Raw genomic sequence first — 12,722 nt, forward strand, 5'->3', positions numbered from 1 at the left:
TGGCGTTGAGATGTTCCGCAAGCTGCTGGACGAAGGTCGTGCCGGTGAGAACGTAGGTGTACTGCTGCGCGGTACCAAGCGTGAAGACGTAGAGCGTGGTCAGGTACTGGCCAAGCCGGGCACTATCAAGCCGCACACTCAGTTCGAAGCTGAAGTGTACGTGCTGGGCAAGGATGAAGGCGGCCGTCACACTCCGTTCTTCAAAGGCTATCGCCCGCAGTTCTACTTCCGTACTACTGACGTGACTGGTTCGTGCGAACTGCCAGAAGGCGTTGAGATGGTCATGCCTGGCGATAACGTCAAGCTGGTCGTCACTCTGATCGCTCCGATCGCCATGGAAGATGGTCTGCGCTTCGCGATTCGCGAAGGCGGCCGTACCGTTGGTGCCGGCGTGGTTGCCAAGATTATCGCCTGATAATCTGGGCCATAAGCAAAAGCCCCCTTTTTAAGGGGGCTTTTGTATTTAGGTTGACAGTGGGTGGTCGCATCAGTAGAATTGCGCCTCCCTTGGATGGGCCTACCCGATGTTCGGGTGAGCTCTGAAGAATTGAAGCTTGGAGTTTCTGGTCAAATGCAGAACCAACAGATTCGTATTCGGTTGAAGGCTTTTGATCACCGCCTGATAGATCAATCAACCCAGGAAATCGTGGATACCGCGAAACGTACTGGGGCTCAGGTCCGTGGTCCAATTCCTTTGCCGACTCGCAAAGAGCGTTTTACAGTGCTGGTTTCCCCGCACGTCAATAAAGATGCCCGTGATCAGTACGAGATCCGCACCCATAAAAGGGTTTTGGATATCGTTCAGCCTACCGACAAGACTGTCGATGCGCTGATGAAGCTGGACCTGGCAGCTGGCGTTGAGGTTCAGATCAGCCTCGGCTGATAGTCCTATACGACGGGGGCTATAAGTCGTGTAACGCCCTGCAATGGGCGGCCATAGCGGGTAATAGCCCCGTGCACTCATGAGGTTTAAAGAATGACTATTGGATTAGTCGGCCGGAAATGCGGTATGACCCGCGTTTTCACTGAAGATGGTGTTTCCATACCGGTTACGGTTGTTGAAGTTGAGCCGAACCGCGTCACACAGGTTAAATCCCTGGATACTGATGGCTACCAAGCCGTTCAGATCACCGTTGGTGAGCGTCGCGTTAGTCGCGTCAGCAAGCCGATGGCCGGGCATTTCGCCAAAGCCAATACCGCGGCTGGCCGTCGCGTCTGTGAATTCCGCTTTGAAGAAGGCGAGTTTGCTGCTGGCTCCGAAATCACCGTGAGCATTTTTGAAGCGGGTCAGATGGTTGATGTTACTGGTCAGTCCAAAGGTAAGGGCTTTGCCGGTACTATCAAGCGTTGGAACTTCCGCGGTCAGGATGCGACCCACGGTAACTCTGTATCGCACCGCGTTCCTGGCTCTATCGGCCAGTGCCAGACCCCAGGTCGGGTATTCAAGGGCAAGAAAATGGCTGGTCACATGGGTGCTGAGCAAGTGACCGTGCAGACCCTTGAAATCGTCCGCGTTGACGCCGAACGTAACCTGCTGTTGATCCGGGGCTCTGTCCCAGGCGCACCAGGTAGCGACGTCATTGTCCGCCCGGCTGTCAAGGCCAAGGGTTAAGGGGGAGTTACCATGAATCTGAATGTAGCTGGTGCAAACGCGATCGAAGTATCTGATCTGACTTTTGCCACCGAGTTTAATGAAACCCTGGTACACCAAGCCGTTGTTGCTTATATGGCAGGTGGACGTCAGGGTACCAAGCAGCAGAAGACCCGTGCTGACGTATCCGGTGGCGGCAAGAAGCCCTGGCGTCAGAAGGGTACCGGTCGTGCCCGTGCTGGCACCATCCGCAGCCCAATCTGGCGCGGGGGCGGTACCACTTTTGCAGCTCGTCCACAAAACCATGAGCAGAAGCTGAACAGGAAGATGTACCGTGGCGCACTGCGCTCGATCCTGTCCGAGCTGATCCGCCTGGACCGTTTGGTAGTGGTTGAAGAGTTCTCTATGGAAGCTCCCAAGACCAAGGCCCTGGTTGGCATGCTCAAGGATTTGAATCTGGACAACGTGTTGATCGTTACTGACAGCCTTGACTCCAATCTGTACCTCGCTGCGCGCAACCTGCCGCATGTCGATGTACGTGATGTGCAGGGTTCAGATCCGGTCAGTCTGATCGCTTACGACAAGGTACTGATCACCGTACCTGCTGTTAAGAAGTTCGAGGAGATGCTGGGATGAACCAAGAGCGCATTTTCAAAGTACTGCTTGGCCCGCATGTATCCGAGAAGGCTACCGTGCTGGCTGACAGCAAGAACCAGTTCGTGTTCAAGGTGGAAACCACCGCGACCAAGCTGGAAATCAAAAAGGCTGTCGAGCAACTGTTCAGCGTCAAGGTCAAGACTGTTGCGACCTTGAACGTCAAGGGCAAGACCAAGCGAACCGTTCGCGGCCTGGGCAAGCGTAGTGACTGGAAGAAGGCGTACGTCAGCCTGCAGCCTGGTCAAGACATCGATTTTGCCAGCGCTGATAAGTAAGGGGTAAATCATGGCAATTGTTAAATGTAAACCTACTTCCCCTGGCCGCCGCTTCGTAGTCAAGGTCGTTAACTCCGACCTGCACAAGGGTGCTCCATATGCACCTCTGGTCGAGAAGCAAGGCAAAACGGGTGGTCGTAACAATAATGGTCGCATCACCACGCGTCATCGTGGGGGCGGGCATAAGCAGCATTACCGTTTGGTCGATTTCCGTCGCAACAAGGATGGCATTCCAGCCACCGTTGAGCGTATTGAATACGATCCGAACCGTACCGCTCACATCGCGCTGCTGATGTATGCAGATGGCGAGCGTCGTTACATCATCGCACCCAAGGGTGTGAGCGCTGGGGATCAACTGGTCTCAGGTGCAGAGTCGCCGATTAAGCCCGGTAACTCCTTGCCGCTGCGTAATATTCCGGTGGGTAGCACCATCCACGCGATCGAACTGAAGCCGGGTAAAGGCGCTCAGGTTGCTCGTAGTGCTGGTGCTTCCGTACAGCTGGTTGCTCGTGAAGGTGCCTATGTGACAGTTCGCCTGCGTTCCGGCGAAATGCGCAAAGTGCTGGGCGAGTGCCGTGCCACCCTGGGCGAAGTGTCCAACGGTGAGCACAGCCTGCGTTCATTGGGTAAGGCTGGCGCCAAGCGCTGGCGCGGTGTTCGTCCGACCGTTCGTGGTGTTGCCATGAACCCGGTAGATCACCCGCACGGTGGTGGTGAAGGCCGTACTTCCGGTGGTCGCCACCCAGTATCGCCATGGGGCTTCCCGACCAAGGGTGCCAAGACTCGGTCCAACAAGCGCACGGACAAGATGATTGTCCGCCGCCGCAGCAAGTAAGGGGATACGACAGTGCCGCGTTCTCTAAAGAAAGGTCCTTTTATCGATCTTCACCTGTTAAAGAAGATCGAAGTGGCAGTTGAGAAGAACGATCGCAAGCCAATCAAGACTTGGTCGCGCCGTTCTATGGTCCTGCCGCAAATGGTTGGTTTGACCATTGCTGTTCATAACGGTCGTCAGCATGTTCCGGTTATTGTTTCGGAAGATATGGTCGGCCACAAGTTAGGCGAATTTTCTGCAACGCGTACCTATCGTGGTCACGTGGCAGACAAGAAAGCCAAGCGCTAAGGGGTTAGAAGATGGAAGTTGCCGCTACACATAAAGGCGCCCGCCTCTCTGCCCAGAAAGCGCGCTTGGTCGCCGACCAGATCCGCGGAAAGAAAGTGGATGAGGCCCTGAACCTGCTGAAATTCAGCAACAAGAAGGCCGCTGAAGTCATCAAGAAGGTACTCGAGTCGGCTATTGCCAACGCCGAGCACAATGATGGCGCAGACGTGGATGACCTTAAGGTGTCCACCGTGTTTGTCAACGAGGGTCGCTCTTTGAAGCGCATCATGCCACGTGCCAAAGGCCGTGCTGATCGCATCGTAAAGCGGTCTTGTCATATCACGGTCAAGGTTGCTGACAAGTAGGGAGTCGATCACATGGGTCAGAAAGTACATCCGATAGGCATCCGCCTCGGTATTGTTAAACAGCACACTTCGGTGTGGTACGCAGAAGGCCGCACTTACGCGGACTATCTGAATACGGATCTGAAAGTACGCGAGTACGTTCAGACCAAATTGAAAAGCGCTTCGGTCAGCCGCGTTGATATTCAGCGCCCGGCACAAACCGCCAAGATCACCATTCACACTGCCCGTCCAGGCATCGTGATTGGTAAGAAAGGCGAGGATGTCGAGAAGCTGCGTCAGGAACTGACCAAGCAAATGGGCGTGCCCGTGCACATCAACATCGAAGAGATCCGCAAGCCGGAGCTCGACGGTGCCCTGGTTGCACAAAGCGTTGCTCAGCAGCTCGAGCGTCGCGTTATGTTCCGTCGTGCTATGAAGCGCGCAGTACAGAACGCCATGCGTATCGGCGCCAAGGGTATCAAGATCCAGGTAAGCGGCCGCCTCGGCGGTGCTGAAATTGCCCGGACCGAATGGTACCGCGAAGGACGTGTGCCTTTGCACACCCTGCGCGCCGACATCGACTACGCGACGGCTGAAGCCCACACCACATACGGTGTGATTGGCGTCAAGGTTTGGATTTTCAAAGGCGAGATCATTGGTGGTCAGCCTGAAGAAACCAAAACTGCCGCTCCCAAGAAAAAAGCTGCTAAGTAAGGGGTACGCACATGTTACAACCCAAGCGTACGAAGTTCCGCAAGCAAATGACTGGCCACAACCGTGGCCTGGCACTTCGCGGTAGTAAGGTGAGCTTTGGCGAATATGCATTGAAAGCCGTTGGCCGTGGTCGTTTGACCGCGCGCCAGATCGAGGCAGCACGTCGTGCCTTGACCCGTCACGTTAAGCGTGGCGGTAAGATCTGGATTCGTGTATTCCCGGACAAGCCGATCTCCAAGAAGCCGTTGGAAGTTCGGATGGGTAAAGGTAAGGGTAATGTCGAGTACTGGGTTGCCCAGATTAAGCCTGGCAAAGTCCTGTATGAGATTGAAGGTGTTTCCGAAGAGTTGGCGCGTGAGGCTTTTGCTCTCGCTGCTGCCAAGCTGCCTCTCGCTACCACCTTTGTTAAGCGGACGGTGATGTGATGAAAGCAACTGAACTTCGTGAAAAATCTGCTGAGCAGCTCAATGAGCAGCTGCTCACCCTGCTGCGTGATCAGTTCAATCTGCGCATGCAGAAGGCAACCGGTCAACTCGGTCAGAGCCACCTGCTGAAGCAGGCCAAGCGTGATATCGCCCGAGTCAAGACCGTGCTCAACCAGAAAGGTGGTAACTGATCATGGCCGAGACACAAACAGTAAGTACCGTCACCGGCCGTGTGGTCAGTGACAAGATGGATAAAACCATTACTGTCGTCATCGAGCGCCAGGTAAAGCACCCGCTGTACGGTAAGTACATGCGCCGCTCTACCAAGCTGCATGCGCACGATGAAAACAACGAATGCCGCATTGGCGATACTGTCACCATTAAGGAAACCCGTCCCTTGGCCAAAACCAAGAGCTGGACCCTGGTGCAGATCGACGAGCGCGCGGAACAAGTTTAAAGCCCCGCGCGTTTGCGGATTTTTTAAGGGTCGGAGAAAGTTATGATTCAGACTCAATCCATGCTGGAAGTAGCAGACAACAGTGGTGCACGTCGCGTTATGTGTATCAAGGTTCTGGGCGGTTCTCACCGCCGCTACGCCGGCATTGGCGATATCATCAAAGTGACCGTGAAGGAAGCGATTCCCCGCGGCAAAGTAAAGAAAGGCCAGGTGCTCAACGCGGTCATCGTGCGTACCCGTCACGGTGTACGCCGTACGGACGGTTCGCTGATCCGTTTTGATGGCAACGCTGCCGTTCTGCTCAATAACAAAAATGAGCCGATCGGTACCCGCATCTTTGGGCCAGTGACGCGTGAACTGCGTAATGAGCAGTTCATGAAGATCGTTTCCCTCGCGCCCGAAGTGCTGTAAGGAGCCCGGTCATGCAAAAGATTAAACGTGAAGACGAAGTAATCGTCATCGCCGGCAAGGATAAAGGCAAGCGCGGCAAGGTCCTCAAGGTCCTGGCTGATCAACGCCTGCTGATTTCCGGCGTCAACATTATCAAGCGGCACACCAAGCCTAATCCAATGGCTGGTTCGCAAGGCGGTATTGTTGAAAAGGAGGCGCCAATCCACGTCTCCAACGTGGCAATCTTCAACGCCGCGACTAGCAAAGCCGATCGTATCGGTTTCAAGGTCGAAGACGGTAAGAAGGTTCGTATTTTCAAGTCGACGCAAAAAGCCGTCGACGCTTGAGAATCTAGGTGCTTACCATGGCAAGATTGAAAGAACTGTACCGGACTACTCTCGTTCCACAGATCCAGGAAGAACTGGGCCTGAAGAACGTGATGGAAGTGCCGAAACTCACCAAAATCACCCTTAACATGGGTCTTGGTGAAGCTGTTGGTGATAAGAAAATCATCGAAACCGCAATGGCTGACCTGGAGAAGATCACGGGCCGTAAAGGCATCGTGACCTACGCTCGCAAGTCGATCGCTGGTTTCAAGATTCGTGACGGCTGGCCGATTGGTGTCAAGGTTACCTTGCGCCGCGAGCAGATGTACGAATTCCTGGATCGCCTGCTGTCGATCTCTCTGCCGCGTGTGCGTGACTTCCGTGGCCTGAACGCGAAATCGTTCGATGGCCGTGGTAACTACAGCATGGGCGTCAAGGAACAGATCATCTTCCCGGAAATCGATTATGACAAGATCGACGTTCTGCGTGGTCTGGACATTACTTTGACCACCACTGCCCGGACGGATGACGAAGGCCGCGCGCTCCTGCGTGCGTTCAAGTTCCCGTTCCGTAACTAGGAGTCTAGGTAATGGCTAAAGTCAGCATGAAAAACCGCGAGGCCAAGCGCACTCGTATGGTTGCCAAGTACGCTGCAAAGCGTGCTGAAATCAAGGCTATCATCGGCAACATCAACGCGTCTGTCGAAGACCGTTGGAATGCCCAGGTAGCTTTGCAAAAACTGCCGCGCGATGCCAGCCCGGTTCGTCAGCGTAACCGCTGCCGCATCACTGGTCGTCCGCACGGTGTATATCGCAAGTTTGGCCTGAGCCGTATCAAGTTGCGTGAAGCAGCTATGCGCGGTGACGTCCCCGGTCTGGTTAAAGCCAGCTGGTAAACCAGACCTTAATTACTCAGTTTCAGGAGCACAAAGCCCATGAGTATGCAGGACCCGTTAGCTGATATGCTAACCCGCATCCGTAATGCCCAGATGGCTGAAAAGTCCAGTGTCAGCATGCCTTCGGCAAAGCTGAAGGTGGCTGTCGCCAAAGTATTGAAAGAAGAAGGTTACGTAGCTGGTTATGACGTGCAGGGCGATGCAAAGCCTGTACTGTCAATCGAGCTGAAGTACTTCGAGGGCAGGCCGGTAATTGAAGATATCAAGCGCGTAAGCCGTCCCGGTCTGCGTCAGTACAAGTCCGTTGACCAGATTCCTAAGGTCAAGGGTGGATTGGGTGTATCGATTGTCTCCACCAACAAAGGTGTTATGACTGATCGTTCCGCTCGCGCTGCCGGTATCGGTGGTGAAGTGCTCTGTACCGTATTCTGATAGGGGGTTACGATGTCTCGCGTCGCTAAAGACCCTGTCAAATTGCCACAGGGCGTAGAAGTCAAACTGAACGGTCAGGACATTTCCGTCAAGGGCGCCAAAGGCACTCTGGATCTGAACCTGCACTCGACAGTCGAAGTTGTTCAGGAAGACGGTGAGCTGCGGTTTGCCGCCCGTCCGGGCAGCGTCAATATGGCCATGGCCGGTACCACGCGTGCGTTGGTACAGAACATGGTTACCGGTGTCACAGACGGCTTTGAGCGCAAGCTGCAGCTGGTCGGTGTTGGTTACAAAGCGCAGGCCAAAGGGCAGGTTCTGTCCCTGGCGCTGGGTTTTTCCCACCCGATCGAGTATCAGTTGCCTGAAGGTGTTTCCGCGGAAACCCCCAGCCAGACTGACATCATCATTAAAGGTATCGACAAGCAGCTGGTCGGTCAGGTAGCCGCGGAAATTCGTGATTTCCGTCGTCCCGAACCCTATAAGGGCAAGGGTGTTCGCTACACCGACGAGATCGTGCGTCGTAAAGAAGCCAAGAAGAAGTAGGGCATAGCAAATGAGCGATAAAAAAGTTATTCGTCTCCGTCGCGCTCGCCGTTCGCGTTTGAAGCAGCGCGAGCTGGAAGCCGTACGTCTGTGCGTGTACCGTTCTTCGCAGCACATGTACGCACAAGTGATCGCAGCTGATGGCGCCACTGTTTTGGCCAGCGCTTCCACGCTGGACTCCGATTTGCGCAGTGGCAACACTGGCAATATCGAAGCCGCCAAGAAAGTCGGTTTGCTGGTAGCTGAGCGCGCCAAGGCCGCCGGTGTAAGTCAGGTCTCCTTTGACCGTTCCGGCTTCAAGTATCATGGCCGCGTGAAAGCGCTTGCCGACGCCGCTCGTGAAGGCGGGCTGGAATTCTAAGGGTAGAGCTATGGCTAATTTCGAGCAAAAGCGCGACGAAGGTTACATTGAGAAACTCGTTCAAGTTAACCGCGTTGCCAAAGTAGTAAAAGGCGGCCGTATCTTCGCTTTCACCGCACTCACAGTAGTCGGCGATGGCAAGGGTCGCGTGGGTTTCGGTCGTGGTAAGGCGCGTGAAGTGCCTGCCGCTATCCAGAAAGCCATGGAAGCTGCACGTCGTAACATGATCCAGGTGGACCTTAACGGTTCAACTTTGCAATATCCGGTTAAAGCTGCACATGGTGCCTCCAAGGTATACATGCAGCCTGCTTCCGAAGGTACCGGCGTTATCGCTGGTGGCGCCATGCGCGCCGTCCTGGAAGCTGCTGGTGTGCATAACGTACTGGCCAAGTGTTACGGTTCCACCAATCCGGTCAACGTCGTCCAGGCCACTTACAAGGGCCTGAAATCCATGCAGTCGCCTGAGTCAGTAGCGGCCAAGCGTGGCAAGACCGTCGAAGACATCGTGGGGTAAGCTGTCATGGCTAATGCAACAATCAAAGTGACCCTGTTCAAAAGTGTTGTTGGGCGTCTGCCGAACCACAGACTCTGCGTCAAGGGTCTGGGTCTGCGTCGCATCAATCACACTGTCGAGGTCGAAGATACTCCGGCCGTTCGTGGGATGATCAATAAGGTCTCCTACATGGTTCGGGTAGAGGGTTAAGACATGAAACTGAATGATCTGCGTTCCGCGCCAGGTGCACGCCGTAACAAGCTGCGCGTTGGCCGTGGTATTGGTAGCGGCCTGGGCAAGACTGCCGGCCGTGGTCACAAAGGTCTGAGCTCACGTTCCGGCGGCACCGTTGCCCCCGGTTTCGAGGGTGGTCAGCAGCCTTTGCATCGTCGTCTGCCGAAGTTTGGTTTTACTTCGAAGATTGCGATGGTGACTGCCGAGATCCGCACCAGCGAGCTGAACAAGCTGGATGCTGATGTTATCGACCTGCAGGCTCTGAAAGATGCCAATATCATTGGCAACAAGTTTGTACGTGCCAAGATCGTCCTGTCCGGCGACATGACCAAAGCGGTCAATGTCAAAGGGCTGATGGCCACTAAAGGCGCACGTGCAGCAATCGAAGCAGCTGGCGGCAAGTTCGAGGAATAAATGGCTAAGCAAGGCGCTCTCTCAGGAATCAAGCAAGGCGGCTTAACGGAACTGTGGACGCGTCTGCGTTTCCTGTTCCTGGCGATCATTGTTTACCGCATCGGGGCGCATATCCCTGTTCCCGGTATCAACCCTGATCGTCTGGCTGATCTGTTCAGACAGAATGAGGGGACCATACTTAGCTTGTTCAACATGTTTTCGGGTGGCGCCCTGGAGCGGATGAGTATCTTCGCTCTGGGCATCATGCCGTACATTTCTGCATCTATTATCATGCAGCTGATGACGGCGGTGAATCCCACCCTTGAGCAGTTGAAAAAGGAAGGTGAATCCGGGCGTCGCAAGATTGCCCAGTACACCCGCTACCTGACTCTGGTTCTGGCGTTAATCCAGGCCGTCGGCATGTCGGTGGGTCTAGCTAGTCAGGGTGTTGCCTTCGATACTGGCTTTGGCTTTTACTTCCTGGCGGTGACCACTTTTGTGGCCGGCGCCATGTTCATGATGTGGCTGGGCGAGCAGATTACCGAGCGCGGTATTGGCAACGGTATATCCATGCTTATCTTTGCCGGCATCGTGGCGGGGCTGCCTAGCGCGGTCGGGCAGTCGTTTGAAGCGGCTCGTCAGGGTGATATCAATATCTTCGCCCTGATTGCCATTGCGTTGCTGGCGATTGCGATGATTGCCTTTGTAGTCTTTGTTGAGCGCGGGCAGCGACGGATTACCGTCAACTATGCCAAGCGTCAGCAGGGCCGCAAGGTGTTTGCCGCGCAAACCAGCCATTTGCCGCTGAAGGTCAACATGGCAGGTGTTATTCCGGCGATTTTCGCCAGTAGCATTCTGCTGTTCCCGGCTTCGCTGGGTACCTGGTTCGGTCAGGGTGAAGGTCTGGGGTGGCTGCAAAGCATCTCTCAGTCTCTTGCTCCAGGCCAGCCGTTGAACATTATTCTGTTTAGTGCAGGGATCATTTTCTTCTGCTTTTTCTATACAGCGCTGATGTTCAATCCGAAAGATGTGGCTGAAAATCTCAAGAAGTCAGGTGCGTTTATTCCTGGCATCCGCCCAGGCGAACAGTCTGCCCGGTACATTGATGGTGTGTTGACACGCCTGACCATGTTCGGTGCCCTGTACATGACCGCGGTCTGTTTGTTGCCGCAGTTCCTGGTGGTGTCGGCCAATGTGCCCTTCTACCTGGGTGGGACTTCACTGCTGATCGTAGTAGTGGTTGTGATGGACTTCATGTCCCAAGTACAATCGCACCTCGTTTCTCAGCAGTACGAGTCTCTTTTGAAGAAATCCAACCTGAAAGGCTATGGCGGCAGCGGTATGCTGCGCTGAGTTTTTAGGTTCTAGGAGTCTGTTATGAAAGTTGCAGCATCAGTCAAGAAGCTTTGCCGTAACTGCAAGTTGGTACGTCGCAATGGTAGCGTTCGTGTCATCTGCAGTGCTGAGCCCCGTCACAAGCAGCGCCAGGGTTAATATTCCCTCTAGTTGATTGTCGACTACGTCTCAGGATAACCGCCACTCGGCCAGATAATTGGTCGGGTGGTTGATTTTTATATTTGTTAGCGCTACCCTACTGCACCCTTTTTCACACAACCTGTGAACTTTTCGGTTGAGTCAGGTAGCTGTCAGACGGAGTAAATTTGGATGGCCCGTATTGCAGGCGTCAACATCCCGGATAACAAACATACTGTTATCTCTTTGACCTATATCTTTGGTATCGGTCAAACCAAGGCACAGCAAATTTGTGCAGCGACTGGCATTGCGCCAGACGCAAAAATCAAGGATCTCAGCGAGGAGCAGGTTGATCTGCTACGCACCGAAGTGGGCAAGTCGAACACTGAAGGTGACCTGCGTCGTGCGGTCAACATGAACGTCAAGCGTCTTATGGATCTTGGTTGCTATCGTGGTCTGCGTCACCGTAAGGGCCTTCCGGTCCGTGGTCAGCGCACCAAGACTAACGCTCGTACCCGTAAGGGTCCGCGCAAGCCGATCCGTAAGTAATCGCGAAGGAATATACAGATATGGCTAAGCCTGCTGCTCGTGTACGTAAAAAAGTCAAAAAGACGGTGGTTGATGGGATTGCCCACATCCACGCTTCTTTTAACAACACCATCATTACCATTACCGACCGTCAGGGCAACGCTCTGAGCTGGGCGACTTCTGGTGGTTCCGGTTTCCGTGGTTCGCGTAAAAGCACCCCCTTTGCTGCCCAGGTTGCAGCGGAGCGTGCTGGTCAGGCTGCTTTGGAATACGGCTTGAAAAACCTCGACGTTAATGTGAAGGGCCCAGGCCCGGGTCGTGAATCGGCTGTTCGTGCTCTGAACTCTTGTGGCTACAAGATCAGCGGCATCACCGATGTCACCCCCATCCCACATAACGGCTGTCGCCCGCCTAAAAAGCGCCGCGTGTAACCAGGAGACGGAAATGGCTAGATATATTGGTCCCAAATGTAAACTGTCTCGTCGCGAAGGCACTGATCTGTTCCTCAAGAGCGGCGCTCGCGCTCTTGAATCCAAGTGCAACCTGGAGAGCCCTCCTGGTGTGCATGGTCAGCGTCGTGGTCGTCTCTCTGAGTACGGCACCCAACTGCGCGAGAAACAAAAAGTACGTCGTATCTACGGCATTCTTGAGCGTCAGTTCAGCAACTACTACAAGGAAGCTGCCCGTTTGAAGGGTGCTACCGGCGAGAACCTGCTGCAACTGCTCGAGCGTCGTCTGGACAACGTTGTATACCGTATGGGCTTCGGCTCTACTCGTGCCGAGTCACGTCAGCTGGTCTCTCACAAGGCTATCAGCGTTAATGGCAAGACCGTCAACATCGCTTCTTTCCTGGTATCCCCGGGCGACGTAGTGGCTGTTCGCGAAAAGGCCAAGAACCAACTGCGTATCGGTGGTTCCTTGGAGCTGGCAGCGCAGCGCGGTCAATCCGAGTGGTTGGAAGTGGATGCAGCCAAGAAGGAAGGTGTCTTTAAAAGCCTGCCCTCACGGAGTGATCTGTACGCCGACATCAACGAAAACCTGATCGTCGAGCTTTACTCCAAGTAAGTGACAGACAGCAAAAGGTGCCCC

At 54.5% G+C, this 12,722-nt stretch carries 27 protein-coding genes; all 27 read left to right on the forward strand.

Annotated features, from left to right (window positions below; genetic code table 11):
• Positions 1–415, forward strand: a 415-nt coding sequence (locus DT594_RS18140; RefSeq protein WP_342780313.1) for an EF-Tu C-terminal domain-related protein, incomplete at its 5' end; no start/stop codon positions are given.
• A gap of 156 nt (positions 416–571) precedes the next feature.
• Complete coding sequence (gene rpsJ, locus DT594_RS18145; protein ID WP_028614853.1) at positions 572–883, forward strand: 30S ribosomal protein S10; 312 nt, start codon at positions 572–574, stop codon at positions 881–883.
• Between the two features lie 93 nt (positions 884–976).
• The gene (gene rplC, locus DT594_RS18150) at positions 977–1,612 is read left to right on the forward strand and encodes a 50S ribosomal protein L3 (RefSeq protein WP_028614854.1); all 636 of its coding nucleotides are present in this window, start codon (positions 977–979) and stop codon (positions 1,610–1,612) included.
• Positions 1,613–1,624: 12 nt separating this feature from the next.
• Positions 1,625–2,227 carry a 50S ribosomal protein L4 gene (gene rplD / locus DT594_RS18155; RefSeq protein ID WP_022962872.1) on the forward strand — a complete coding sequence of 201 codons (603 nt, stop codon included), beginning with the start codon at positions 1,625–1,627 and terminating at the stop codon, positions 2,225–2,227.
• On the forward strand, positions 2,224–2,523 hold the full coding sequence (gene rplW / locus DT594_RS18160) for a 50S ribosomal protein L23 (protein WP_096348039.1): 300 nt from the start codon (positions 2,224–2,226) through the stop codon (positions 2,521–2,523). Before rplD ends, rplW begins: the two co-directional genes overlap by 4 nt.
• A 10-nt stretch (positions 2,524–2,533) precedes the next feature.
• Positions 2,534–3,358 carry a 50S ribosomal protein L2 gene (rplB, locus tag DT594_RS18165; protein ID WP_022962874.1) on the forward strand — a complete coding sequence of 275 codons (825 nt, stop codon included), beginning with the start codon at positions 2,534–2,536 and terminating at the stop codon, positions 3,356–3,358.
• A 12-nt stretch (positions 3,359–3,370) separates the two neighbouring features.
• Positions 3,371–3,646 carry a 30S ribosomal protein S19 gene (rpsS, locus tag DT594_RS18170; protein WP_022962875.1) on the forward strand — a complete coding sequence of 92 codons (276 nt, stop codon included), beginning with the start codon at positions 3,371–3,373 and terminating at the stop codon, positions 3,644–3,646.
• Between the two features lie 11 nt (positions 3,647–3,657).
• On the forward strand, positions 3,658–3,990 hold the full coding sequence (gene rplV / locus DT594_RS18175; protein ID WP_022962876.1) for a 50S ribosomal protein L22: 333 nt from the start codon (positions 3,658–3,660) through the stop codon (positions 3,988–3,990).
• A 12-nt stretch (positions 3,991–4,002) separates the two neighbouring features.
• Complete coding sequence (rpsC, locus tag DT594_RS18180; protein ID WP_096348040.1) at positions 4,003–4,683, forward strand: 30S ribosomal protein S3; 681 nt, start codon at positions 4,003–4,005, stop codon at positions 4,681–4,683.
• Between the two features lie 11 nt (positions 4,684–4,694).
• Positions 4,695–5,108 carry a 50S ribosomal protein L16 gene (gene rplP, locus DT594_RS18185; RefSeq protein WP_096348041.1) on the forward strand — a complete coding sequence of 138 codons (414 nt, stop codon included), beginning with the start codon at positions 4,695–4,697 and terminating at the stop codon, positions 5,106–5,108.
• On the forward strand, positions 5,108–5,299 hold the full coding sequence (gene rpmC, locus DT594_RS18190) for a 50S ribosomal protein L29 (protein WP_022962879.1): 192 nt from the start codon (positions 5,108–5,110) through the stop codon (positions 5,297–5,299). The genes rplP and rpmC overlap by 1 nt, the downstream gene beginning before the upstream one ends.
• Positions 5,300–5,301: 2 nt before the next feature.
• The gene (rpsQ, locus tag DT594_RS18195; RefSeq protein ID WP_022962880.1) at positions 5,302–5,565 is read left to right on the forward strand and encodes a 30S ribosomal protein S17; all 264 of its coding nucleotides are present in this window, start codon (positions 5,302–5,304) and stop codon (positions 5,563–5,565) included.
• A gap of 42 nt (positions 5,566–5,607) precedes the next feature.
• Positions 5,608–5,976 carry a 50S ribosomal protein L14 gene (rplN, locus tag DT594_RS18200; protein WP_096348042.1) on the forward strand — a complete coding sequence of 123 codons (369 nt, stop codon included), beginning with the start codon at positions 5,608–5,610 and terminating at the stop codon, positions 5,974–5,976.
• Positions 5,977–5,987: 11 nt separating this feature from the next.
• Positions 5,988–6,302 carry a 50S ribosomal protein L24 gene (rplX, locus tag DT594_RS18205; RefSeq protein ID WP_096348043.1) on the forward strand — a complete coding sequence of 105 codons (315 nt, stop codon included), beginning with the start codon at positions 5,988–5,990 and terminating at the stop codon, positions 6,300–6,302.
• 17 nt (positions 6,303–6,319) lie between these two features.
• Complete coding sequence (gene rplE, locus DT594_RS18210; protein ID WP_096348044.1) at positions 6,320–6,859, forward strand: 50S ribosomal protein L5; 540 nt, start codon at positions 6,320–6,322, stop codon at positions 6,857–6,859.
• Positions 6,860–6,870: 11 nt separating this feature from the next.
• Positions 6,871–7,176 (forward strand): 30S ribosomal protein S14, encoded by a 306-nt coding sequence (rpsN, locus tag DT594_RS18215; RefSeq protein ID WP_022962884.1) that lies wholly within the window; start codon positions 6,871–6,873, stop codon positions 7,174–7,176.
• A 39-nt stretch (positions 7,177–7,215) separates the two neighbouring features.
• On the forward strand, positions 7,216–7,608 hold the full coding sequence (gene rpsH / locus DT594_RS18220; RefSeq protein ID WP_149334519.1) for a 30S ribosomal protein S8: 393 nt from the start codon (positions 7,216–7,218) through the stop codon (positions 7,606–7,608).
• A gap of 12 nt (positions 7,609–7,620) precedes the next feature.
• Positions 7,621–8,151, forward strand: coding sequence for a 50S ribosomal protein L6 (gene rplF / locus DT594_RS18225; protein WP_096348046.1), 531 nt, complete (start codon positions 7,621–7,623; stop codon positions 8,149–8,151).
• Between the two features lie 10 nt (positions 8,152–8,161).
• Positions 8,162–8,512: a 50S ribosomal protein L18 gene (rplR, locus tag DT594_RS18230; RefSeq protein ID WP_022962887.1), complete on the forward strand. Its 351-nt coding sequence runs from the start codon at positions 8,162–8,164 to the stop codon at positions 8,510–8,512.
• A gap of 10 nt (positions 8,513–8,522) precedes the next feature.
• Positions 8,523–9,026: a 30S ribosomal protein S5 gene (rpsE, locus tag DT594_RS18235; RefSeq protein ID WP_096348047.1), complete on the forward strand. Its 504-nt coding sequence runs from the start codon at positions 8,523–8,525 to the stop codon at positions 9,024–9,026.
• Between the two features lie 6 nt (positions 9,027–9,032).
• Positions 9,033–9,215, forward strand: a complete 183-nt coding sequence (rpmD, locus tag DT594_RS18240) for a 50S ribosomal protein L30 (protein WP_096348048.1) — start codon at positions 9,033–9,035, stop codon at positions 9,213–9,215.
• A gap of 3 nt (positions 9,216–9,218) precedes the next feature.
• A complete protein-coding gene (gene rplO / locus DT594_RS18245; protein ID WP_022962890.1) occupies positions 9,219–9,653 on the forward strand; it encodes a 50S ribosomal protein L15 in 435 nt (144 codons plus the stop codon).
• Positions 9,654–10,985, forward strand: a complete 1,332-nt coding sequence (gene secY / locus DT594_RS18250) for a preprotein translocase subunit SecY (RefSeq protein WP_149334521.1) — start codon at positions 9,654–9,656, stop codon at positions 10,983–10,985.
• A gap of 24 nt (positions 10,986–11,009) precedes the next feature.
• The gene (gene rpmJ / locus DT594_RS18255) at positions 11,010–11,126 is read left to right on the forward strand and encodes a 50S ribosomal protein L36 (protein WP_084672050.1); all 117 of its coding nucleotides are present in this window, start codon (positions 11,010–11,012) and stop codon (positions 11,124–11,126) included.
• Positions 11,127–11,297: 171 nt separating this feature from the next.
• Positions 11,298–11,654 carry a 30S ribosomal protein S13 gene (rpsM, locus tag DT594_RS18260; RefSeq protein ID WP_149334523.1) on the forward strand — a complete coding sequence of 119 codons (357 nt, stop codon included), beginning with the start codon at positions 11,298–11,300 and terminating at the stop codon, positions 11,652–11,654.
• Between the two features lie 20 nt (positions 11,655–11,674).
• The gene (rpsK, locus tag DT594_RS18265; RefSeq protein ID WP_022962893.1) at positions 11,675–12,064 is read left to right on the forward strand and encodes a 30S ribosomal protein S11; all 390 of its coding nucleotides are present in this window, start codon (positions 11,675–11,677) and stop codon (positions 12,062–12,064) included.
• Between the two features lie 13 nt (positions 12,065–12,077).
• On the forward strand, positions 12,078–12,698 hold the full coding sequence (gene rpsD / locus DT594_RS18270) for a 30S ribosomal protein S4 (RefSeq protein ID WP_096348051.1): 621 nt from the start codon (positions 12,078–12,080) through the stop codon (positions 12,696–12,698).
• The last annotated feature ends 24 nt before the right edge of the window (positions 12,699–12,722 follow it).

The sequence above is a fragment of the Halopseudomonas laoshanensis genome, assembly GCF_008365385.1.
Classification (GTDB): domain Bacteria; phylum Pseudomonadota; class Gammaproteobacteria; order Pseudomonadales; family Pseudomonadaceae; genus Halopseudomonas; species Halopseudomonas laoshanensis.

Bases quoted from the DNA above. Each gene is read 5' to 3' on its own strand.
- rplN (WP_096348042.1), top strand. From the start codon at position 5,608: ATGATTCAGACTCAATCCATGCTGGAAGTAGCAGACAACAGTGGTGCA.
- rpsM (WP_149334523.1), top strand. From the start codon at position 11,298: ATGGCCCGTATTGCAGGCGTCAACATCCCGGATAACAAACATACTGTT.
- rpsD (WP_096348051.1), top strand. From the start codon at position 12,078: ATGGCTAGATATATTGGTCCCAAATGTAAACTGTCTCGTCGCGAAGGC.
- rpsN (WP_022962884.1), top strand. From the start codon at position 6,871: ATGGCTAAAGTCAGCATGAAAAACCGCGAGGCCAAGCGCACTCGTATG.
- rplO (WP_022962890.1), top strand. From the start codon at position 9,219: ATGAAACTGAATGATCTGCGTTCCGCGCCAGGTGCACGCCGTAACAAG.
- rpsJ (WP_028614853.1), top strand. From the start codon at position 572: ATGCAGAACCAACAGATTCGTATTCGGTTGAAGGCTTTTGATCACCGC.
- rpsQ (WP_022962880.1), top strand. From the start codon at position 5,302: ATGGCCGAGACACAAACAGTAAGTACCGTCACCGGCCGTGTGGTCAGT.
- rpmJ (WP_084672050.1), top strand. From the start codon at position 11,010: ATGAAAGTTGCAGCATCAGTCAAGAAGCTTTGCCGTAACTGCAAGTTG.
- rpmC (WP_022962879.1), top strand. From the start codon at position 5,108: ATGAAAGCAACTGAACTTCGTGAAAAATCTGCTGAGCAGCTCAATGAG.
- rplC (WP_028614854.1), top strand. From the start codon at position 977: ATGACTATTGGATTAGTCGGCCGGAAATGCGGTATGACCCGCGTTTTC.
- rplV (WP_022962876.1), top strand. From the start codon at position 3,658: ATGGAAGTTGCCGCTACACATAAAGGCGCCCGCCTCTCTGCCCAGAAA.
- rplF (WP_096348046.1), top strand. From the start codon at position 7,621: ATGTCTCGCGTCGCTAAAGACCCTGTCAAATTGCCACAGGGCGTAGAA.
- rpmD (WP_096348048.1), top strand. From the start codon at position 9,033: ATGGCTAATGCAACAATCAAAGTGACCCTGTTCAAAAGTGTTGTTGGG.
- rplB (WP_022962874.1), top strand. From the start codon at position 2,534: ATGGCAATTGTTAAATGTAAACCTACTTCCCCTGGCCGCCGCTTCGTA.
- rplE (WP_096348044.1), top strand. From the start codon at position 6,320: ATGGCAAGATTGAAAGAACTGTACCGGACTACTCTCGTTCCACAGATC.
- rplW (WP_096348039.1), top strand. From the start codon at position 2,224: ATGAACCAAGAGCGCATTTTCAAAGTACTGCTTGGCCCGCATGTATCC.
- rpsK (WP_022962893.1), top strand. From the start codon at position 11,675: ATGGCTAAGCCTGCTGCTCGTGTACGTAAAAAAGTCAAAAAGACGGTG.
- rpsE (WP_096348047.1), top strand. From the start codon at position 8,523: ATGGCTAATTTCGAGCAAAAGCGCGACGAAGGTTACATTGAGAAACTC.
- rplR (WP_022962887.1), top strand. From the start codon at position 8,162: ATGAGCGATAAAAAAGTTATTCGTCTCCGTCGCGCTCGCCGTTCGCGT.
- rplX (WP_096348043.1), top strand. From the start codon at position 5,988: ATGCAAAAGATTAAACGTGAAGACGAAGTAATCGTCATCGCCGGCAAG.
- rplD (WP_022962872.1), top strand. From the start codon at position 1,625: ATGAATCTGAATGTAGCTGGTGCAAACGCGATCGAAGTATCTGATCTG.
- secY (WP_149334521.1), top strand. From the start codon at position 9,654: ATGGCTAAGCAAGGCGCTCTCTCAGGAATCAAGCAAGGCGGCTTAACG.
- rpsC (WP_096348040.1), top strand. From the start codon at position 4,003: ATGGGTCAGAAAGTACATCCGATAGGCATCCGCCTCGGTATTGTTAAA.
- rplP (WP_096348041.1), top strand. From the start codon at position 4,695: ATGTTACAACCCAAGCGTACGAAGTTCCGCAAGCAAATGACTGGCCAC.
- rpsH (WP_149334519.1), top strand. From the start codon at position 7,216: ATGAGTATGCAGGACCCGTTAGCTGATATGCTAACCCGCATCCGTAAT.